A 21,349-nucleotide genomic window follows, 5' to 3' on the forward strand; every position below is an offset into this window, starting at 1 on the left:
CACCTTATTTAATATCTTTCGGGGTAATAATCAGCATCTGACAAACCACCAAATTGCATTGTCCCGCTGGGCTCGCAAATCATTTTTGAAGTTTTGCCAGTTGCTGATTATTCCCGCTATCGATCTTAAAGACGGTGCCTGCGTACGTCTGCGCCAGGGCCGCATGGAAGATTCCACAGTGTTCTCCGATGACCCGGTGAGCATGGCTGCCAAGTGGGTGGAGGGCGGTTGCCGCCGTCTGCATCTGGTCGATCTCAATGGCGCGTTCGAAGGCCAGCCAGTCAATGGCGAAGTGGTCACCGCCATCGCCAAGCGCTACCCGAACCTGCCGATCCAGATCGGCGGCGGCATTCGTTCGCTGGAAACCATCGAGCACTACGTCAAGGCGGGCGTGAGCTACGTGATCATCGGCACCAAAGCCGTTAAAGATCCGGCGTTCGTCGCTGAAGCCTGCCGCGCGTTCCCGGGCAAGATCATCGTTGGCCTCGACGCCAAAGACGGTTTCGTCGCCACTGATGGCTGGGCTGAAATCAGCACCGTGCAGGTGATTGATCTGGCCAAGCAGTTCGAAGCCGACGGCGTGTCCTCGATCGTTTATACCGACATCGCCAAAGACGGCATGATGCAGGGCTGCAACGTACCGTTTACTGCCGCGCTGGCTGCTGCGACGAAGATCCCGGTGATCGCTTCCGGCGGTATCCACAATCTGGGTGACATCAAGTCGCTGCTCGACGCCAAAGCGCCGGGCATCATCGGTGCAATCACTGGCCGGGCGATCTACGAAGGCACCCTCGACGTCGCTGAAGCGCAAGCTTTCTGCGATTCGTATCAAGGCTGAGGACTGACCATGGCGCTGGCCAAACGCATCATCCCTTGCCTGGACGTGGACAACGGCCGGGTCGTCAAAGGTGTGAAGTTCGAAAACATCCGCGATGCCGGTGACCCGGTGGAAATTGCCCGTCGCTATGACGAGCAGGGTGCCGACGAGATTACCTTTCTCGACATCACCGCCAGCGTCGATGGCCGCGACACCACGCTGCATACCGTCGAGCGCATGGCTAGCCAAGTGTTCATTCCGCTGACCGTCGGCGGTGGCGTGCGTACCGTGCAGGACATCCGCAACCTGCTCAACGCCGGTGCCGACAAGGTGTCGATCAACACCGCGGCGGTGTTCAACCCGGAGTTCGTCGGCGAAGCCGCGCAGCATTTCGGCTCGCAGTGCATCGTCGTCGCCATTGACGCGAAGAAGGTCTCGGGCCCGGGTGAAACCCCGCGCTGGGAGATCTTCACCCACGGCGGTCGCAAGCCGACCGGTCTCGACGCGGTCGAGTGGGCGAAGAAAATGGAAGGCCTGGGTGCCGGCGAGATCCTGCTGACCAGCATGGATCAGGACGGCATGAAAAACGGTTTCGACCTCGGCGTGACCCGTGCCATCAGCGATGCACTGGGTATTCCGGTGATCGCTTCTGGCGGCGTCGGCAACCTGCAGCATCTGGCCGACGGCATTATTGAAGGCCACGCCAGCGCTGTGTTGGCGGCGAGTATTTTCCACTTCGGCGAATACACCGTGCAGGAAGCGAAAGCGTATATGGCCAAACGCGGCATTGTGATGCGCTAAACCGTACAGGCCAGTGGACAGCATGGCGTACCCAAGGCACTCTTGGGCACGCCATGGATTCCGGTAGCCCGACATGATCAAACGCCTGCTTCTTGTTCTCGCCAGTGCCTCTGTGTTGTTGCTCAACTCGGCCCGGGCCGAAACCAGTCCCGACACCGATCTGGTGCTTCTCACCGAAAACTTCCCGCCTTACAACATGGCGAAGAACGGCAAGAACTTCGCCCAGGGCGAGAACATCAACGGTATCGCTACCGATATCGTGCGCGAGATGTTCCAGCGTGCCGGCATTACTTACAGCCTGACCCTGCGCTTCCCTTGGGAGCGAGTGTACAAACTGGCGCTGGAAAATCCCGGATACGGTGCCTTCGTGATGGCGCGACTGCCGGATCGCGAGAGGCTCTTCAAATGGGTCGGCCCGATCGGCCCCGACGACTGGATCATGTTGGCCAAGGCTGACAGCAAGATCACCCTCGAAACGCTCAATGACGCACGCAAGTACAAGATCGGCGCCTACAAGGGCGACGCGATTGCCGAGACGTTGACCAAACAAGGCTTGAAGCCGGTGGTCGTACTGCGCGATCAGGACAACGCCAAGAAGCTGGTCAGCGGCCAGATCGACCTGTGGGCTACGGGTGATCCTGCCGGGCGTTATCTGGCGCGGCAGGATGGTGTGAGCGGACTCAAGACCGTGCTGCGCTTCAACAGTGCGCAGTTGTATCTGGCATTGAACAAAGATGTCTCGGACGAAGTCGTTGCCAGGCTTCAGGCCGCACTGGACCAACTGCGCAAAGAAGGCGTGGTGGACGACATCATGGCGCGGTATCTGTAGCCGTCGGCAATTCTGGCTCGGGTAACGGGGCGGCGGGTTCGTCGTTTGTTGCCTGAGTGTCGATGGTCATTTCCGCTTCTGGTTCCTGCTCGGGAACGACAATGACTTCAGGCTTTTCAGGTACGTACTGGCTGATGTGCAAGCTGTTGCCATCGGTGTAACTGAAACCACTGGTCACCGGTGTGCCATCGGTACGCAGCAGTCTGTAATCGCTCTGAATCAGGTAAATCGCCACGGACTTTTGTTTGTCCACGACCGCTACAACGTCAATGGCAACTGCGTTGAGCCATTCGTTCGAGTGTATTTCGCACTGGGTGAAATCATGGTTCAGCCTTGCCGAAAACAGGAATGGGTTGGGCAAGTTGGTTTGCCATTGAGCACCAAATTCGACAGAGGTGTTGTGGGTGAATGACCGCAGGCTTCCAGCTCGCTGCGCACGAGGCGCTACCCACCTGAACGTCCTGCTCTCGTTTTCGGTGTTGTGGGCATGGCCGACGAGCAAATACTGATCCGTGCGCTCCAGAAGATAGAAGGGCGATCCACTTAGCTGCTCGAGTGGCGACAGCAGAGGGTCTTTTATCGTGAACCACGGAAGTCTGGCGATATAAGTAGGCTGATCCGGTGCCTCTGGCTGGGTCGGTACTTCCCCGCAAAGCAGGGGGGCCGCAGGCTTCGGATTGACCGTGATCGGGATCTGCATGCGTAGCGAGTAGACGAGGAAATTCTCGGGTTTTGTGTAACCGGAAAATCCCACAAAGGTGCCGGGGGCCAGGTGGATTTCACCTGTTGCGGCGGTTGGCGGAACGGCATGCCAGGCGCTGATGCTTTGTCGTGCACCGCTCCCCTTGTCGTTCCATGCCGGTTCGCTGGTCGCTGACGCGATCACCAGATCGGCGCGGACACAACGAACAGCGTTGAACGAAGGTTTTTCGTGGTCGTTTGAACAGACCGAACCCAGCGCCACGTAGCCTTCGGGGGGGATCGGCCGCCAAATCGAGAGGTCTCTCTTCGATCTCGAACCTGCATCTTTCCAGATCAACTCGAAATCGTCAGGGCGGCGCAGTGCCTTGCCTTTGCTGGGGTCAGCGCTGGGTGTGTCAGCTTCGCGAGCCACAACCACCACCCTTTTTCCGTTGATATTGCCATGGCCGACAGCGGCAACATCGCCCAAGGGGAAATAGCCTGGCAGTAGGTCGGGGGCAGGAGTGGGGTGCCAGAACGCGGCCGGTTTTGTGCGCAGGCCGGCGGTATCCCAGACCCGGAGAAACTCCGTCGTGAAGTTGATCAGAAGGTTATCGATCTTTATGGAGTCAACCTGCCCTGCGGGCGAGGGGATTGGTTCGTGGGTCGTCATAGTCAATCCTGAAAGTAGAAAGGCGACTCAGCGGAGTCGCGACCTGTTGCAGGTCTCACTATCGGGAATTGGGCCAGGTGTCTGGCGGTAACTATGTATTGAGCAACGTATCAGGGTGTTACCGATAAATACCGTCTTTGCCATGGCCAACCATGGCGCGGTTACTGCGCACACTGATCATCTGCTTGATGTCGATCCACTCGATGCCCTGGGCTCTGAGTTTGGGCAGTTCGCGCTCCAGCACGGCGAGGGTCTGTGGATAAGGGTGGCCGATCATGACCGCCGAACCCTGCTTGCGGGCCAGGGTGATCGCAGTCTGCAACTGCGTGAAGATCGCCGCTTCAGTACGTTCGTCATCAAGGAATACATCCCGCGAAACACTCGCAAGATCAATCTTCTGTGCTTGTTGTGCGGCCACTGTCTGCGCGCTGGTGCGACTGTCGACGAAGAATTTGTGCCGGCGCTGCAACTCGCCCATCAGCCACGCCATCGCCGCCGGTTGGGATGTCATGCGGCTACCCATGTGGTTATTGATGCCGACCGCGTAAGGGACCTTTTTGAAGGCGGCGTTCAGGCGTTTCTCAAGTTCTTCGATAGGCAGTTCCGGAAGCCAGGCGTAGGGTCCGGTCGCGGGATCCATGGGCATGTGCAGGATAACGATCTTGCCAGCGCGATGGGCTTCGCGGGCAAACTCGGTGGCATGCGGCGTGTCGGGCATGATCGCGGTGGTCGCCGGGCCGGGTAGCGCAAGCACACGGCGATCCCGGGGCAGGTTTTGCCCCAGATCGTCGATGATCAGTGTCAGGTAGGCTTTGTGAGGCGTTGAGCTGGCGGGCTCTGCTTGCACAGCGCCCGCCAGACAGCACAACAGGACGAAGACGAAACGCAAAGACATCCTCAACGGCCGGACGTAATGCTCAGGCCTTTGAGCAGGCTCAGGGCCTGGGCCAACTGATAATCGTCATCCTGCGGCATGGCCTTGGCTTTTGTGCCGGATTTGGTCGGTTTGTCGGCGCCGCCGTTACCGTTGCTCAAGTGGCCTTGCAGATCGGCTTCCTTGAAGTAATCGCCATCCGCCTCATTGGTGATCTTCGCCTTGCGCACTTCGATGTCCGGGACGATGCCCTGAGCCTGGATCGAGCGGCCGTTTGGCGTGTAGTACAGGGCAGTGGTGATCTTCAGCGCGCGGTCGTTGTTCAGCGGCAGTACGGTCTGTACCGAACCTTTGCCGAAACTGGTGGTGCCCATGATCACGGCGCGTTTCTGATCCTGCAGGGCGCCGGCGACGATTTCCGAGGCCGAGGCGCTGCCACCGTTGATCAGCACGACCATCGGCACCGCTTCGCTTTCGTCCTTGCCTGTGGCGGAGAAGCGCAGTTCGGAGTTGGCGATCCGGCCTTTGGTGTAGACGATCAGGCCTTTGGTGATGAAGTGGTCGACCACTTCCACCGCCGCCTGCAGCACGCCACCTGGGTTGTTACGCAGGTCAAGAACGATACCGCTGAGCTTCTTGCCATTGTCCTTGCGCATCTTGATCAGGGCCTTGGAAACCTCTTCGCCGGTCTTGACCTGGAACTGGGTGATGCGAATGTAGCCATAGCCCGATTCCAGCAACTGCGCCTTGACGCTCTTCACTTGAATCACCGCGCGCGCCAGGGTCACGTCGAACGGCGTCCCGCCGTCGCGCACCAGGGTCAGGGTGATTTTCTGGCCGATCTTGCCGCGCATCTTGTCCACGGCTTCGGTCATGGTCTGGCCGCGAGTCGGCTGGCCGTTGATCTTGACGATGAAGTCACCGGCCTTGATACCGGCCTTCGATGCGGGCGTGTCGTCGATAGGCGATACGACTTTGATGAAACCGTCTTCGGAGCCGACTTCGATACCCAGACCGCCGAACTCACCGCTGGTGCTTTCCTGCAATTCCGTAAAGTCTTCAGGACCCAGATAGGCGGAGTGCGGATCAAGATTGCTGAGCATGCCCTTGATGGCGTTTTCCAGCAGCGTCTTGTCGTCCACCGGCTCGACATAAGCGGCTTTGATCCGGTCCATGACCTCGGCAAAGGTGCGCAACTCTTCCAGCGGCAGCGGGGCCTTGGAGGTCGCGGCAGTGCCTGCCGGAGCGATGACCGGGGCCGGCTGAGCGGCGAACGCCAGAGGCGCGCCGATCACCAGGGCGATCGTCAGGGCCAGCGAGGTAAGACGGGACAAATGCAGCATGTCGAACGAACTCCTAAAGTTGGTGACTCAACGCCTATCCTTGCGCGCGGCACCATTGCGCCGGATCACTCGGGTGACCCTGCTGACGAATTGCGAAATACAGTGCGGGTGTGTCCTGGCCGCCACTATTACCCACAGTGGAGATGGACTCACCGGCTTTTACCACGTCACCGGCTGACTTGAGCAGGGTCTGGTTGTGACCGTAAAGACTCAGAAACCCGTTGCCATGATCGAGGATCACCAGCAGCCCGGCACCGCGCAACCAGTCGGCGAACACCACGCGCCCGCCATGCACGGCATGCACCTGGCTGCCGGCGGAGGCGCTGATCATCACGCCGTCCCATTTGGTGCGGGCATCATCGCCACGGCTTTCACCGAAGCGTGCCAGCAGTCGACCATCAACCGGCCAAGGAAGTTTTCCCCGGGTTGCAGCAAAAGGGCCACCGAAGGTCTCTCCACTGCTGGAAACCAGGGTGCCGGAGGTTGATCTGGCGGGTTTTCGTGGGGCGTCGCTGTTTTCAGCTTGCGCCTCACGCAAACGCTTTTTTTCTGCTTCCTGCTGGGCGATCAGCGCTTTGTGTCGCGCCTCTTCTGCCTCACGGGCCTGGCGGGCCAGAGTTTCTTCAATGGTTTTAAGGACTTTAGACAGGTCTGCCTGATCTTGCTCGCGAGCGGCGAGTTTCTGATCGCGTGCTTTCACGTCGTCGTTGAGTTTGGCGAGGACTTGCTGGCGTTCATTGCGGACTTTTTCCAGCTCTTCGCGCTGGGTGTCCAGGCTGCTTTTCTGTACCAGCAACTGCGCTTGTTGCATGGCGATGTCTTTTTCGACACTGGCCAGTTGGCGCAGGGTTTCATTGAAGTTCTTCAACTGCTCCAGGCGGGCCTGGCTCAGATAATCGTAATAGGTGAGGGTACGGGCGAATTTTTCGGGATTCTGCTGGTTGAGCAGCAGTTTGAGATATTCCTGGCGACCGTTCTGGTAGGCCGCTCGGGCCTGGATCGCGATCAGTCGCTGCTGTTCAGTGCGCGCGCTCTGGAGTTTTTTTTTCTCCTCATCGAGCCGCTGCAGCTCGGATTCGCTCTTGCGCAGTTCTTTCTGCAGGGCATCGACTTGCTTCTGCAGCTTGCCCATCTCGGTTTCGGTGCCCTTGAGCTCTTTCTGCACGCCGGATTTTTCTTCCTGGAGCTTGCCCAGCAGCTTTTTCAGCTCGGCAATGTCCTGACGCGTGGCGTCCAGTTGCTGTTGGGTTTGCGCGCGCTCGTCAGCGAAGGCCGTTTGGAGCAGGCATGTCAGAGCAAGGGCGATCAGGACGCGAAGCATAGGGGCGGGCGGTACCAGGGTAAGGGACGGCCTAGTATGCCCGCCCGACGCTGCAAAAAAAACGCCCAATTGGGGCTGTGTGATAACTGGAGCCGATTCGCTATTGAAAATAGCGCAAAACCAATGTGGGAGCGGGCTTGCTCGCGAATACGGTGTGTCAGCAGCGTTGATGTTGACTGACACTGCGCATTCGCGAGCAGGCTCGCTCCCACAGGGTTTTGCGGTGCCTTGGCTATTCGTGGCTTATACCAGAATCGACGTCCCCGTCATTTCAGCGGGTTTTTCCAGGCCCAGCAGTTTCAGCATGGTCGGCGCCACATCCGCCAGCACGCCGCCTTCACGGACCGTGAGGTGGCGCTTGCCGACATAAATGAACGGCACTGGCTCGGTGGTGTGCGCGGTGTGCGCCTGGTGGGTTTCTTCGTCGGACATTTTTTCGCAGTTGCCGTGGTCGGCAGTGATCAGTGCTTCGCCGCCGACCCTTTCCAGTGCTTCGACGATGCGGCCGACGCAGGTGTCGAGGCATTCAACTGCCTTCACCGCCGCGTCGAACACGCCACTGTGGCCGACCATGTCGCCGTTGGCGTAGTTGACCACGATCACGTCGTAACGCTGGTTTTCGATGGCGTCGACGATGCGATCGGTCACCTCAGGCGCGCTCATTTCCGGCTGCAGGTCGTACGTGGCGACTTTCGGCGACGGGATCAGGATGCGCTCTTCGCCGGGAAACGGTTCTTCGCGACCGCCGGAGAAAAAGAAGGTCACGTGCGCGTATTTCTCGGTTTCAGCGATGCGCAGTTGGGTTTTACCGTTTTTCGCCAGATAGTCGCCTAGCACGTTTTCCAGGCTGCCGGGGGCGAAAGCCGATGGTGCCGGAATGCTCGCGGCGTACTGGGTCAGCATCACGAAACCGGCCAGTTTGGGTTGGCGGGCGCGCTCGAATTCCTTGAAGTCGTCTTCAACGAACACGCGAGTCAGCTCGCGGGCGCGGTCGGCGCGGAAGTTCATGAACACCATCGCGTCGCCGTCTTCGACCTTCACCGGCTCGCCAATGGTGGTGGCTTTGACGAATTCGTCGCTCTCGCCGCGTGTATAAGCCGCCTCCAGGCCTTGCTGAGCGGTCGCAGCGTTGAATTCGCTGTGGCCGTCGACGATCAGGTTGTAGGCCTGGGATACACGATCCCAGCGGTTGTCACGGTCCATGGCGAAGTAGCGGCCGACGATGCTGGCGATGCGTCCCTTGCCGAGCGCTTTGAACGTCGCATCGAGCAGTTCGATCGACGAAGCGGCGCTTTTTGGCGGGGTGTCGCGGCCGTCGAGGAAGGCGTGCAGGTAGATTTTTTCAGCGCCGCGCTTGAAGGCCAGTTCGGCCATGGCGATCAGGTGATCCTGATGGCTGTGTACGCCGCCATCGGACAGCAGGCCCATGAAATGCACGGCTTTGCCGGCGGCCACGGCTTTATCCACTGCGGCGCAGAGGGTCGGGTTCTCGAAGAACTCGCCGTCGCGGATCGATTTGGTCACTCGGGTGAAGTCCTGATACACCACGCGACCGGCTCCGAGGTTCATGTGGCCGACTTCGGAGTTGCCCATCTGACCGTCCGGCAGGCCGACGTCCATGCCGCTGCCCGAGATCAAACCGTTTGGTACGGTGGCCCAAAGGTGATCGAGTACAGGCTTTTTCGCCGCATAAACGGCATTGGATTCGTGGCTGTCACTGTGACCGAAGCCGTCGAGAATCATCAGAACCAAAGGTTTAGGCGTGGTAGTCATGGAATCCACTCGTGGCTAATAAAGAAGGGGGAGATGGAAAAGGGAGTAGGAGTTTAAAGCGAAGTTCCGACGGCGTCACCGCCGGACGGGGTTTGGCCCACCATAGTGGCTGTGTATACTGGCCGACATTTTAACGCCCTGGAACCTCCTTCGATGGTTGCTCACCTGATTGAATTTGCCACTAACCACTACATTCTTGTCGGTATCTTCGTCGTACTGCTGGCTCTGCTGCTGGCGCACACGATGCAGGGCGGCGGTAAAAGCCTGAGCACCGGCGAGCTGACCGCGCTGGTCAATAAAGATGCAGGCGTGGTGGTGGACATCCGTCCGGCGAAAGATTACGCCGCTGGCCATATCGTTGGCGCGATCAACATTCCCCAGGACAAGCTGGTTGCTCGTATCGGCGAGTTGGAAAAACACAAGGCCAAGACCATCATTCTGGTCGACGCCCAGGGCCAGACCGCTGGCACCCACGCCCGCGAGCTGCTGAAGTCCGGCTTCACCGCCGCCAAGCTGTCCGGCGGGATTTCCAGCTGGAAAGGCGACAACCTGCCGCTGGTGAAGTGATATGAGCGAAGTCATCGTCTACTCCAGCGATTACTGCCCTTACTGCTCGCGAGCCAAGTACCTGCTGGCGAACAAAGGCGTGGCCTTCAAAGAGATCAAGGTCGATGGCAAGCCGCAGGTGCGCGCCGAAATGACCCAGAAAGCCGGACGCACGTCCGTGCCGCAGATCTGGATCGGCAGCAAGCACATCGGCGGTTGTGACGATTTGTATGCCTTGGAGCGCGCGGGCAAGCTCGACGCGCTGCTTAAGGCCTGAACGGCTGCACCCACGTACAGCACTCCCTAAAGACCCAAGATCAGAAAGGATCTGAGATGACTGACCAACAGAACACTGCAGCCAGCGAAGAAGAAACCGCACCGCAATTCTCCTTGCAGCGCATCTACGTACGCGACTTGTCCTTCGAAGCCCCGAAAAGCCCGGCGATCTTCCGCCAGCAGTGGGATCCGAGCGTCGGTCTGGATCTGAACACTCGCCAGAAAGAGCTGGAAGGCGATTTCTTTGAAGTCGTGCTGACCCTGTCCGTGACCGTGAAAAACGGCGACGAAGTGGCCTTCATCGCTGAAGTGCAACAGGCCGGTATCTTCCTGATCAAGAACCTCGACCCATCGTCGATGAGCCACACCCTGGGTGCGTTCTGCCCGAACATCCTGTTCCCGTACGCCCGTGAAACCCTGGACAGCCTGGTGACCCGTGGTTCGTTCCCGGCACTGATGCTGGCTCCGGTGAACTTCGATGCCCTGTACGCGCAAGAGCTGCAGCGCATGCAGGAAAGCGGCGAGACCCCGACCGTTCAGTAAACGGTTAAGCAACACCCATGTGGGAGCGGGCTTGCTCGCGAAAGCGGTGTGTCAGGCGACATTGATGTCAGCTGATACAGCCCCTTCGCGAGCAAGCCCGCTCCCACATTTGTTTTGCGGTGTTATTTGAAACCGTTCTGGCGCCAAGCTTCGTATACAGCGACGGCCACGGTGTTGGACAGGTTCAGGCTGCGGCAGCCTTCGCGCATCGGCAGGCGCAGGCGCTGCTCTGACGGCAGGGCGTCGAGTACTTCTGGCGGCAGGCCACGGCTTTCCGGGCCGAAGATGAACGCATCGCCCGGGACGAACGCGGCATCATGAAACGGTCGCGAGCCCTTGGTGGTAAATGCAAACAGCCGTGGATTGCCCAGGCTTTCCAGGCAACTGGCAAGGTCGGCGTGACGTTGCAGCGTGGCATATTCGTGGTAGTCGAGACCGGCCCGGCGCAAGCGCTTGTCGTCCATCTCGAAGCCCAGCGGTTCGATCAAATGCAGGTGGCAGCCGCTGTTGGCGCACAGCCTGATAACGTTGCCGGTATTCGGCGGAATTTCTGGTTGAAAAAGGATGACGTGAAACATGCACGGCTCCGAAGGTAAAGATGACGCGCATTCTACGCCGCAAGCGGACCCGCGTTCGAAACTATTCCCGCGGGTGATCGGTTCGCTGGCGATTGTCGGTTTGATGATCGGTTTGATGATCGGTCGCCTGACCACGCCGGATCCGAGCGTGCTGCAGCAGGTTGACGTCACCGACGATGGCTTGGTGGTGTGGTTCAACAACGAGCCCAAGTTGCACGGCGAGATCGTCGACGGTGCGGTGGCGTTGTTGTTTCAGGCTGAAGGCCGCGCGCAGAAAGGTCAGCTCAAGCTCAATGGCAAGGACGTGAACTGGCGTACGCGAGCGAGTGATGGTGGATTGTTGCTGACAGTGCTGGCGGCGCGGCCGCTGCAAGCAGACTGGGTCGGCCGCCGAGTCGATGACCGCTGGCGGCTGGAGATCCATCTCCGAGAGCAATAAAAGCGGGAATCCCTGACCTGCCTGTATCAGGGTTCCCAAAAGCGTGGGCGACGCTTGCACGTGCGGCCCGGTGTAAAGAGGGAACCCCCGGCCTGCCTGTACCAAGGATCCCAAAAGTGTGGGCTCGTCGCTTTGCGGTATGAGCCCGGTGTAAAGAGGGGAATCCCCGGCCTGCCTGTACCAAGGTCCCCGAAACGGGTGGTAAATCGAATCACCTGTAAGAGGTATTGCAGGGGGCGTGCCAGCTTTTAGTATTCGGAAATAGAAAAAATCCTCAGATACACGAAAGCCCCGTAATTCGGGGCTTTCGCGCTTCTGTAGCTTGGCGGTTTGAGTTTTGCCTGGGTGTTTTTTGAACAGGCTGCGATGCCCGATCACGGGTCAAAGTGCATTAGGTTGGTGCGTGTAGGGCTAAATGTGGGAGCGGGCTTGCTCGCGAAGGCGTCGTGTCAGTCACTATCACTTTTAATGAAACTCCGCTTTCGTGAGCCAGCCCACTCCCGCATTGGGTCGTGGCTGATCAGCCCTCATCCCCCTCATCCTCATCGCCACCATCGACCTTCATCCCCAACTCCTTGATCTTGCGTGTCAGGGTATTACGCCCCCAACCCAGCAACACCGCGGCATCACGCCGACGCCCGGCGGTATGTTTCAACGCTGTCTCGATCATGATCCGCTCGAACGCCGGCACCGCGCTGTCGAGCAGGCTCGACTGGCCACGCGCCAACGCCTGATCGGCCCACTGACGCAAGGCTTGCTCCCAGTTAGTCACCGGCGCCGAATCCTGCGGCAAGCTCAGTAGCTCCGGCGGCAAGTCGCTGATGTGCACTTCGCGCCCGGACGCCATCACGGTGATCCAGCGGCAAGTGTTCTCCAACTGGCGCACGTTGCCGCCCCACGGCAGGTTTTTCAGGTATTCCTCGGTCTCGCTCTTGAGCAGTTTCGGCTCGACCGCCAGTTCCTGCGCGGCGCGGCTGAGGAAGTGTTTGGCCAGGGTCGGGATGTCTTCGCGACGATCCGACAGCCGTGGAATGTGGATGCGGATCACGTTGAGGCGATGGAACAAGTCCTCGCGGAATTTCCCGGCATGCACCAGGGTTTCCAGATTCTGGTGCGTCGCGGCGATGATCCGTACGTCGACTTTGACTGGCACATGCCCGCCAACGCGATAGAACTCGCCGTCGGCCAATACGCGCAGCAGGCGAGTCTGGGTGTCGGCCGGCATGTCGCCGATTTCATCGAGGAACAGCGTGCCGCCGTCGGCCTGTTCGAAGCGTCCGCGACGCAGGTTGGCCGCGCCGGTGAAGGCGCCTTTCTCGTGACCGAACAGCTCGGACTCCATCAGATCCTTGGGGATCGCCGCCATGTTCAGCGCAATGAAAGGCGAGGCCGCGCGCGGGCTGTGGCGATGCAGAGCGTGGGCCACCAGTTCTTTACCGGTGCCGGATTCGCCGTTGATCAGCACGGTGATGTTGGAGTGGCTCAAGCGGCCGATGGCGCGAAACACTTCCTGCATCGCCGGCGCTTCGCCGATGATTTCCGGGGTGCGGGTCAGCGCCGGCACCACTTCCAGGCCTTGTTGCTCCTGCGCATGCTGATTGGCACGTTTGACCAGCGAAACCGCTTCATCAACGTCGAACGGCTTTGGCAAGTATTCGAACGCGCCGCCCTGATAAGAGGCGACGGCACTGTCCAGATCGGAGTGAGCGGTCATGATGATGACCGGCAACCGTGGATGCTGTTCGCGAATCCGCGCCAGCAGATCAAGGCCGCTGGCACCCGGCATGCGGATGTCGGAAATGATCACGTCCGGCTGCTGACGGGCCAGACGACTCATCACGCCGTCGGCGCTGTCGAAACTCTGGGTGGTCATGCCTTCTTGCTGCAGGGCCTTTTCCAGAACCCAACGGATAGAACGGTCGTCATCGACGATCCACACGGTTTCACTACGGCTCATGTCGATGTGGCTCCTTGTTCCAGTGGCAGAAAGATCGAGAACGGGGTGTGGCCTGGATGGCAGTCACACTCGATCAGGCCCTGGTGCTGGCTGATGATTTTCTGAGTAATGGCCAGGCCCAGCCCGGTACCGTCCGGACGGCCGCTGACCATGGGAAAGAAAATGGTTTCCTGGAGTTCCGCAGGAATGCCCGGCCCGTTATCGATGATCTCGATCTTGGTCACCAGGCGATGGCGGATATGGCCGATGGTGAACTGGCGCATGGCACGGGTGCGCAGGCTGATGCGGCCCAGGCGCAACTCGTTCTGGCTGCTGATCGCCTGCATCGCGTTGCGGACGATGTTCAGCACCGCCTGAATCATTTGTTCGCGGTCGATCAACACGTCCGGAATGCTTGGGTCATAGTCACGCACCAAAGTGATGCAGCCCTGACTTTCGGCTTCAACCAAATGCCCGACGCGCTCCAGGACTTCGTGGACGTTGCACATGGCCAGCGACGGCAGCTTGTTGGAGCCGAGCATGCGGTCGACCAGATTGCGCAGGCGATCGGCCTCTTCAATGATCACATTGGTGTAATCGCGCAGGCTGTCTTCCGGCAACTCACGGGCCAGCAATTGCGCTGCGCCACGGATGCCGCCCAGAGGGTTCTTGATCTCGTGGGCGAGGCCGCGCACCAGCATCTTGCTGGTTTCCTGCTTGGAAATTTGCGCCTCTTCCTTGGTGATCCGCAGCAAGCGATCACGCGGGTGGACTTCCAGCAGCAGAAGGGTCGCGCCGTTGCTGAGGATCGGCGTCACCGCGTAATCCACGGTCAACGTCTGGCCGGTGAGGGCGGTAAGCATCGCCTCGCGCTTGGTGAACGGATGCGCCTGTTCCACCGCCTGACGCAGTGAATTCAGCGCCTCGGTGGATTCGGTGAACAGCTCGCTGATGAACTGCCCATGGCTGCGCTGACCGCTGATGGCCAGCAGCATCTCCGCGGCCGGGTTCATGTACTCAAGGCGCAATTCGGCATCGAGCAGAATGGTGGCGGTGGTCAGGTTGTCGAGCAGCAAGCGTGGGATTGCGTCGCTAATAGTCATCAAGGCCTCTTTTGGGGGCGGAGCGTGCGCAAGAAACAAGCGTGTTTAGATGGAAAATGCAAAAACCAAACCAAGGCTCCGAAAAGAAGCGTTCAACCCCTGAAACGGGCGTTTGACGCTCGTTTGCGTGGCGCTTTGCCAGCTTTTGCGGGTACTTTCGAACCAAAATGGGTTGGAATGTGGGAAGTGTGCAGTTTTGTGCACCAATATAGTGCGCAAAGCGCAGCGGCGTTAGAAAAAACGCAGGAAAGGGTTTTTCGGTTCTTCAGGTTTGTCTTTCAGCGGACACTCCGGGCGCACACCGTAGTCCTCAGTAACGCAGGGTTTGACCTGGCGTTTCTGCGCCAGCGAGATGCGCAGCATGTGGAAGGGCTGGTTGGCGGTGCGCTCGACGGTGCGGCCCTGAGCATCAAGAATTTCTATCGAGAGGCTGTGGCTGCCACGGTCGATATTGCTCAGCGGAAAAACCGGGCTGACGCCGGGCTCGCCAGTGGCTTTGCCGTCCAACAGCAAGCGATACAGATGGCCCTTTTGCAAGCCGGGCTCGCTGGTGACGCTGACGATCAGCTCACCGGCACTGCTGCGAATTGTCGCGTCGGGCTCGGGCACCAGAACGCGCAGCATGTCGTAATGGAACGGTGGTTGTTCCGGCGATTTTTTCGCGGTGCTCATCGGCGCAGCAGCCGTAGGGTTAGCCGGCATGCGATTACTGGTGGACAGCGGCACACGCTTGGCGTTGCCGCGTGGCTGATCGGTGTAGACACGATTGCCCTGCGCATCGATATAAGTGAACACCTCGGCCGAAGCGTGCAGCGCCGTCATGGCCAGCACGGCGATCAGCCATGCACGGATCATGGCTTGTGCACCCGTTGCACGGTGAAGACTACTGGCGGGCTCTGCTGGATGATCGTTTCGCCGTCGATCACCTGCACGGCCAGACGATGCTCGCCACGGTCGACATTCACCAGTTGCAGGATCGGCACGTTGCTCGGCTGGCCGTAGGGTTGGTCGTCCAGCAGCAATCTCAATAGCTGTGGCGGTTGCAGGCGTGGCTTGATCAGCACGTTTACGGTAAAGGTGCCGTTGTTGGCGCGTAGGGCTTCTTCGGTGGGCAGGCCGGCGAGTTCGAGAATCTCGTAGGCACTGCGCGGTTGCTCACGGCTGTCAGAGGTTGGCGCAGCAGGTGCGCTCGGCGCTTGAGGCTTAACGCTGTTGAGCGGCGGCAGTTCCACGGTCTGCGCCTTCATGCCGTCCGGCGAATGATCGCTGTACACCGTGTTGCCGTTGGCATCGGTGTACTTGTAGATCTGCGAAGCGGCGGGCAGCGCGATCACCAGCAGCAGGAAGAGAAAACCACGACCCATGGATTCGACCGATCAACGATGAGAGTGGGTGCAGCATAGGCCGGGGGCGGCGGTAAGCCCAACCGGGACAACATCCGCTCACACAAACCGCCCGATTCTGAATAGCTTCTAACTGCTGAAGTTGAGCATGCGTTTCTGCTTGCCGACGGGCACGACGGGTTTTGGACACCCCTCTGGCCCGGGGTAGGTTTGCTTTCCGGTCTCGTCGTACTGCGTGGTGCAACCGACAGGCCCTTTGTCGTAAAACGCCCGGCTTTTTACCACGCCGTTACGGTGATAGCACAACTGCTCGCCGGTCAGGTCGCCCGCGTGCTCATAGGTTTTGACTTGTCGCTGATTGATCTTCAGCAGGCTGAAACCCACCCGATTCTTTTGGCATTCGATCTGCCCGTTGTCGTAATAACTAATGTCGGTGATATGGTCGTTATCGCCAATGATCGTCTCACTGGTCTTGCGACCGGTTTCATAGTTGTAGTCAGTGGAAGCTTGTCGATCTCCGTAGAGGAAGTCGGTCTCCGATGACAATTTGCCATGGGTGAAGTGTCGGGTTATTCCGCAGCGATCGACAGTCGGGTAGCCATCCTTGTCGAAACGGCACCAGTTGGACTCTTCATAAAGCACTTCCTGGTCATCGTATTGTTTCATCGAGCCGACAAAGCGGCGCAGCTCGAAACGTCCGACGGTGGCGGGAGTGCCGTCGCGCAAGAAGGTCAGATAGGGGCCTTCGCGCTCATCGTTGTGCCAGGTGATGTCATTGATCAGTGCGCTGCCGTCGCTGCTGTAATCCAGTGCGCGGCCTTCTTTCTTGCCGTTTTCGTAATGACGCAAGTTCAGCAGTTTGCCGTCGGCGTTATAGAACTCCTGGGTGCCGGACAATACATTGGCCTTGTAATGCTCGATCAGGATCAAGACACCATTGGCGTCGGTCTCTCGCAGTTCACCTTCTTTCTTGCCTGCTACGAAGTTAACGCTCTGGCTGTGGCCCTTGTCGGTCTTGAGAGTCCATGGGCCGCTTTTCAGATCGTTTTCGAAGGCACCGCTGCCGATCGCGGTCACCCATGGCCCTTCGCGCTTGTCGTTGCGATAGTTGCCGCGCTCGATAACGGTGCCAGTGATTTCTTCGCTCGGGCCATCGAGTACACCGTGCAGGTACGTCTGGAACCCCGTCGTGGTGTTATCGGAATCGCCATCGTCGAGGAACGTCCAGCGTCCCTCGCGTACGTTATCGACATACTGTCCGGTGTAGGCTTTCGAGTAGTCGGTCTCGGTCCATTCGCCCTGTCGTTTGCCCGCCACATAGTTGCCGCTGGCCGAATATTTGTATTCCTTGGCGAACGACCAGATGCCAGTACGCAGACCTTTTTCGTAAGCGCCCTGGGCACTGATCTCGCCGAAATTGAATGAAACCGACGGGCCAACCTCGCTGCCACTGAACGTGGCGGGCGCGGTTTCCCAAGCCACGCGACCCACTTGATAGTTATAGAGCCTGCGGTCGCCGTCGTTCACGGGCGTATCAATGCCGCGCCAGAACGTGACAGTGAGAATACGCCCGTTTTTCTCCTGATAGGTTTTCTTGAAGTAGTACTGATCCGTGCCAGGTCTGTTGATGTCCAGTGGCTTGCTTTGTTCATCGAAATAGCCGACCAGTGTTCCTGCGGTGAGATCGAGTTGGTCGAACTCGGCAATGCCCGACTGCTGGTAGTGGAAGCGGTAGTTGGCGGGTGTGACTCGGGCCAAGGCTTTTTTGACGGTCAAAGCGTCCAGCTGCTTCTGGCCAGCCGTGATGCGGTCGAGCGCTTTTTGCAGAGCCGTGACACGGCTGTAGAGATGATCGTTAGTGTCGTATTTGTAGGCGTAAAGCTTGTAGGCGGCCTTGTGCCGGAACAGCACGAATCGGGTTGGCGCCTCGCTGTCGAGCGACATGAGAAAAACCGATTCGATGGTCGCTTGGCCGAAGTCATCCAGTAACTGCGGGCTCGCCTCGGGCGTGTCGCAAATGCAGTAATAACCTTTGACGCCGCCAGCTTCTTTGATAAACGCCAGTGTCGCCGAGCTTTCCTGCAAACCCTGGATCAGCGGATGAGCCAGCGTTTTGTTTTCATAAAACTCGGCTGCGTTTACAGCCTGGCTGGTAAGGCCGGCCATCAGGGCCAGAGCCCATAACCACTTCATGCGAATCCCTTCGTCGAGACGCCAGTTTTGGCGCAGAAGCGGCGGATTATCCATGGATGCGCGCGCACAAAAAAGGCCTCCCAAAGGAGGCCTCTTTTTGTCACGCCGCGTAGCGCGGCGCTACCGGATCAGCAGCTGTAGTACAGCTCATATTCCAGTGGGTGTACGAAGGTGCGGACCTTGATTTCTTCTTCGGATTTATTCGCGTTGTTTGCTTCGATGATGTCGTCGGAGAACACGCCGCCCTTGGTCAGGAACGCACGGCCCTTGTCCAGCTCTTCCAGAGCTTCTTTCAGGCTGCCGCAAACTTGTGGGATCTCTTTCGCCTCTTCAGGCGGCAGGTCGTACAGGTTTTTGTCAGCGGCATCGCCTGGGTGGATCTTGTTCTGGATACCGTCCAGGCCGGCCATCAGCAGTGCTGCGAAAGCCAGGTACGGGTTGGCAGCCGGATCCGGGAAACGTGCTTCGATACGACGGCCGCGTGGGCTGTTGACATAAGGAATCCGGATCGAGGCGGAACGGTTGCGAGCCGAGTAGGCCAGCATGACCGGAGCTTCGAAGCCTGGCACCAGACGCTTGTAGGAGTTGGTCGCCGGGTTGGTGAAGCCGTTCAGCGCTTTACCGTGCTTGATGATGCCGCCGATGAAGTACAGAGCGGTTTCGGACAGGCCGGCATAGCCTTCGCCAGCGAAGGTGTTCTTGCCATCTTTGGCGATGGACATGTGAACGTGCATACCCGAACCGTTATCGCCGTACAGTGGCTTCGGCATGAAGGTCGCGGTGCGACCGTAAGCGTCGGCAACGTTGTGGACAACGTATTTGAGGGTCTGAACTTCGTCAGCTTTCTTCACCAGGGTGTTGAACTTGACGCCGATTTCGTTCTGGCCGGCAGTCGCCACTTCGTGGTGGTGAACTTCAACGGTCTGACCCATTTCTTCCAGTGCGTTGCACATGGCAGTACGGATTTCGTGGTCGTGGTCGAACGGCGGAACCGGGAAGTAACCACCTTTGATGCCTGGACGGTGGCCTTTGTTGCCGCCTTCGATGTCCTGGTCGGACATCCACGAACCTTGTTCGGAGTAGATCTTGAACATCGAGCCGGAGATGTCCGACTTGAACTTCACTTCGTCGAAGATGAAGAATTCTGGTTCTGGACCGGCGAAGACGGTGTCACCGATACCGGTGGTCTTCAGGTATTCCTCGGCGCGGTGAGCGATAGCGCGCGGGTCACGATCGTAACCTTGCATGGTCGACGGTTCGATGATGTCGCAGACCAGGATCAGGGTCGCGTCTTCGGTGAACGGGTCGAGCACGGCCGTTTCGTCGTCCGGCAGCAGGATCATGTCGGAGGCTTCGATGCCTTTCCAGCCAGCGATGGAGGAACCGTCGAACATCTTGCCGACTTCGAAGAAGTCGTCTTCCAGCGCATCGCGAGCCGGCATGGTCACGTGGTGCTGAGTGCCTTTGGTGTCCGTGAAGCGCAGATCAATCCACTTGACGTCATGATCTTTGATGAGTTGAACCGACTTCGACATAGTGTCCTCCGGGTGGCTTAGGGCTAGTAATGGATGCCCTTAATATGGGTGATGCCGGCGCGAATACTCTGCCAAGGCAACCTGCCTCACAAGGGAGCAAATTGCATGCCAGTGCCCCAGCATGGGTTTTTTGCCCCAAATTCACGCTTCTAAAGGTTCCAAACGTCTTAAAGGCGAAAATACTGCCCCTTAATGTAGCGCCTTAAATGAAAAATGACCTGTTTTGGTGCGAGCAAAACCTTCTGCACATTAACTGGTTAAACCTTGAGCAATTTCCGCTATAATCCGCGCCCCCCTTTTTCGGCTGGCCCAGCGCGCGCTGTTTTCATGAAACTAATCGTAAAAGTCTTCCCCGAGATCACCATCAAAAGCCGACCTGTCCGGACGAAATTTATCCGCCAGTTGGCCAAGAACATCCGCACCGTGCTCCGTGACCTGGACCCGGCCGTGGTGGTGAACGGTGTGTGGGACAATCTCGAGCTGGAAACCCGCGTTACCGACCCCAAAGCCTTGAAAGAGATGGTTGAGCGCCTGACCTGCATGCCCGGCATCGCGCACTTTCTGCAGATCGACGAGTACCCGCTGGGCGACTTCGACGACATCACCGAAAAGTGCAAACAGCACTATGGCGATGCGCTGGCCGGAAAGGTTTTCTCGGTGCGCTGCAAGCGCGCGGGCAAGCATGCGTTCAGTTCGATGGACGTTGAAAAATACGTCGGCAGCAAGCTGCGTCGCGAGTGCGGCGCTGCCGGAATCGACCTCAAAGCACCGCAAATCGAAGTGCGCATGGAAATTCGCGACAAACGGTTGTTTGTCATCCACAGCCAGCACAACGGCATCGGCGGTTATCCGCTTGGCGCACTTGAGCAGACCCTGGTTTTGATGTCCGGCGGCTTTGACTCGACCGTTGCGGCCTACCAGATCATGCGTCGCGGCCTGATGGCGCACTTCTGCTTCTTCAATCTCGGTGGTCGTGCCCACGAATTGGGCGTGATGGAAGTCGCGCATTTCATCTGGAAGAAGTACGGAAGCTCGCAACGCGTGCTATTTGTCAGTGTTCCGTTCGAAGAAGTGTTGGGAGAAATTCTCGGCAAAGTCGATAACAGTCATATGGGCGTCGTATTGAAGCGTATGATGTTGCGCGCATCCACGGCCATTGCCGACCGCCTGCACATCGACGCGCTGGTCACCGGTGAAGCGATCTCCCAGGTGTCGAGCCAGACGCTGCCGAACCTGTCGGTGATCGACTGCGTGACCGACAAACTGGTCTTGCGTCCGCTGATCGTCGCCCACAAGCAGGACATCATCGACACGGCCAACGAGATTGGCACCGCTGATTTCGCCCGGCACATGCCGGAATACTGCGGGGTCATTTCGGTCAATCCGAAGACCGCTGCCAAGCGTGGTCGCGTTGAGCATGAAGAGAAAGAATTCGACATGGCGGTGCTCGAGCGAGCGCTCGAGAACGCCAAACTGGTGCCGATCGATCGGGTGATCGACGAATTGGGCCAGGATTTGCAGGTTGAAGAAGTCGGCGAAGCGCTGGCTGGTCAGATCGTTATCGACATCCGTCACCCGGATGCCGCCGAGGATGACCCGCTGGAACTCGCCGCAATAGAAGTACAGACGATGCCGTTCTACGCAGTGAACGCTCGTTTCAAGGAGCTGGATCCGACTCGCCAGTACCTGCTGTATTGCGACAAAGGCGTGATGAGTCGCCTGCATGCTCACCATTTGCTCAGTGA

20 protein-coding genes are annotated in these 21,349 nt (G+C 58.7%); 8 read left to right on the plus strand and 12 right to left on the minus strand.

From position 1 onward, the window contains the following. Positions 1-100: 100 nt before the first annotated feature. From hisA to ACIOU6_RS23565, 3 genes are all read left to right on the plus strand, one after another. Entirely contained in the window at positions 101-838 is a 738-nt protein-coding gene (gene hisA, locus ACIOU6_RS23555) for a 1-(5-phosphoribosyl)-5-[(5-phosphoribosylamino)methylideneamino]imidazole-4-carboxamide isomerase (protein ID WP_095137961.1), read from the plus strand. A gap of 9 nt (positions 839-847) precedes the next feature. Further along, complete coding sequence (gene hisF, locus ACIOU6_RS23560) at positions 848-1,618, plus strand: imidazole glycerol phosphate synthase subunit HisF (RefSeq protein WP_090452593.1); 771 nt, start codon at positions 848-850, stop codon at positions 1,616-1,618. A gap of 73 nt (positions 1,619-1,691) precedes the next feature. Beyond that, positions 1,692-2,447 carry an ABC transporter substrate-binding protein gene (locus ACIOU6_RS23565; protein WP_221733147.1) on the plus strand — a complete coding sequence of 252 codons (756 nt, stop codon included), beginning with the start codon at positions 1,692-1,694 and terminating at the stop codon, positions 2,445-2,447. Here the strand turns inward: ACIOU6_RS23565 and ACIOU6_RS23570 are convergent. The 5 genes from ACIOU6_RS23570 to gpmI all read right to left on the minus strand — a co-directional run bounded on the left by ACIOU6_RS23570 (position 2,428) and on the right by gpmI (position 9,112). Beyond that, positions 2,428-3,801 carry a Vps62-related protein gene (locus ACIOU6_RS23570; protein ID WP_401139040.1) on the minus strand — a complete coding sequence of 458 codons (1,374 nt, stop codon included), beginning with the start codon at positions 3,799-3,801 and terminating at the stop codon, positions 2,428-2,430. The two genes, ACIOU6_RS23565 and ACIOU6_RS23570, sit on opposite strands and share 20 nt — an antisense overlap. A gap of 118 nt (positions 3,802-3,919) precedes the next feature. Further along, positions 3,920-4,696, minus strand: coding sequence for a divergent polysaccharide deacetylase family protein (locus ACIOU6_RS23575; protein WP_401139041.1), 777 nt, complete (start codon positions 4,694-4,696; stop codon positions 3,920-3,922). A 2-nt stretch (positions 4,697-4,698) separates the two neighbouring features. Continuing rightward, positions 4,699-6,018 (minus strand): S41 family peptidase, encoded by a 1,320-nt coding sequence (locus ACIOU6_RS23580; RefSeq protein WP_221733144.1) that lies wholly within the window; start codon positions 6,016-6,018, stop codon positions 4,699-4,701. A 34-nt stretch (positions 6,019-6,052) separates the two neighbouring features. Further along, positions 6,053-7,339, minus strand: coding sequence for a murein hydrolase activator EnvC family protein (locus ACIOU6_RS23585; RefSeq protein ID WP_401139042.1), 1,287 nt, complete (start codon positions 7,337-7,339; stop codon positions 6,053-6,055). A gap of 243 nt (positions 7,340-7,582) precedes the next feature. After that, entirely contained in the window at positions 7,583-9,112 is a 1,530-nt protein-coding gene (gene gpmI / locus ACIOU6_RS23590; protein WP_401139043.1) for a 2,3-bisphosphoglycerate-independent phosphoglycerate mutase, read from the minus strand. Positions 9,113-9,265: 153 nt separating this feature from the next. On the opposite strand from gpmI, the gene ACIOU6_RS23595 reads away from it, so the two are divergent. The 3 genes from ACIOU6_RS23595 to secB are packed head-to-tail and all read left to right on the plus strand — an operon-like array spanning position 9,266 to position 10,477. After that, on the plus strand, positions 9,266-9,679 hold the full coding sequence (locus ACIOU6_RS23595; RefSeq protein ID WP_221733141.1) for a rhodanese-like domain-containing protein: 414 nt from the start codon (positions 9,266-9,268) through the stop codon (positions 9,677-9,679). 1 nt (position 9,680) lies between these two features. After that, entirely contained in the window at positions 9,681-9,935 is a 255-nt protein-coding gene (gene grxC / locus ACIOU6_RS23600; protein ID WP_221733140.1) for a glutaredoxin 3, read from the plus strand. Positions 9,936-9,991: 56 nt separating this feature from the next. Next, positions 9,992-10,477, plus strand: a complete 486-nt coding sequence (gene secB, locus ACIOU6_RS23605; protein ID WP_221733139.1) for a protein-export chaperone SecB — start codon at positions 9,992-9,994, stop codon at positions 10,475-10,477. A 122-nt stretch (positions 10,478-10,599) separates the two neighbouring features. On the opposite strand, the gene ACIOU6_RS23610 is transcribed toward secB, so the two are convergent. Further along, positions 10,600-11,055 carry a tRNA (cytidine(34)-2'-O)-methyltransferase gene (locus tag ACIOU6_RS23610; RefSeq protein WP_221733138.1) on the minus strand — a complete coding sequence of 152 codons (456 nt, stop codon included), beginning with the start codon at positions 11,053-11,055 and terminating at the stop codon, positions 10,600-10,602. Between ACIOU6_RS23610 and ACIOU6_RS23615 the strand changes: the two genes are divergently transcribed. Beyond that, a complete protein-coding gene (locus ACIOU6_RS23615) occupies positions 11,054-11,494 on the plus strand; it encodes a hypothetical protein (protein WP_221733137.1) in 441 nt (146 codons plus the stop codon). The genes ACIOU6_RS23610 and ACIOU6_RS23615 overlap by 2 nt on opposite strands. 520 nt (positions 11,495-12,014) lie before the next feature. On the opposite strand, the gene ntrC is transcribed toward ACIOU6_RS23615, so the two are convergent. From ntrC to glnA, 6 genes are all read right to left on the minus strand, one after another. Next, the gene (gene ntrC / locus ACIOU6_RS23620; RefSeq protein WP_103485265.1) at positions 12,015-13,451 is read right to left on the minus strand and encodes a nitrogen regulation protein NR(I); all 1,437 of its coding nucleotides are present in this window, start codon (positions 13,449-13,451) and stop codon (positions 12,015-12,017) included. After that, positions 13,448-14,533, minus strand: coding sequence for a nitrogen regulation protein NR(II) (gene glnL / locus ACIOU6_RS23625; protein ID WP_401139044.1), 1,086 nt, complete (start codon positions 14,531-14,533; stop codon positions 13,448-13,450). Before glnL ends, ntrC begins: the two co-directional genes overlap by 4 nt. 231 nt (positions 14,534-14,764) lie before the next feature. Continuing rightward, on the minus strand, positions 14,765-15,388 hold the full coding sequence (locus ACIOU6_RS23630) for a DUF4124 domain-containing protein (protein WP_221733135.1): 624 nt from the start codon (positions 15,386-15,388) through the stop codon (positions 14,765-14,767). Beyond that, a complete protein-coding gene (locus tag ACIOU6_RS23635) occupies positions 15,385-15,897 on the minus strand; it encodes a DUF4124 domain-containing protein (RefSeq protein ID WP_401139045.1) in 513 nt (170 codons plus the stop codon). Before ACIOU6_RS23635 ends, ACIOU6_RS23630 begins: the two co-directional genes overlap by 4 nt. Positions 15,898-16,005: 108 nt before the next feature. After that, entirely contained in the window at positions 16,006-18,069 is a 2,064-nt protein-coding gene (locus ACIOU6_RS23640) for a hypothetical protein (protein WP_401139046.1), read from the minus strand. A gap of 128 nt (positions 18,070-18,197) precedes the next feature. Beyond that, positions 18,198-19,604, minus strand: a complete 1,407-nt coding sequence (gene glnA, locus ACIOU6_RS23645; protein WP_401139047.1) for a type I glutamate--ammonia ligase — start codon at positions 19,602-19,604, stop codon at positions 18,198-18,200. 327 nt (positions 19,605-19,931) lie between these two features. Between glnA and thiI the strand changes: the two genes are divergently transcribed. Further along, a partial coding sequence (gene thiI, locus ACIOU6_RS23650) for a tRNA uracil 4-sulfurtransferase ThiI (RefSeq protein ID WP_401139048.1) occupies positions 19,932-21,349 on the plus strand: 1,418 nt, incomplete at its 3' end.

This window comes from Pseudomonas sp. NPDC087615 (assembly GCF_044743445.1).
GTDB lineage: Bacteria > Pseudomonadota > Gammaproteobacteria > Pseudomonadales > Pseudomonadaceae > Aquipseudomonas > Aquipseudomonas baetica_A.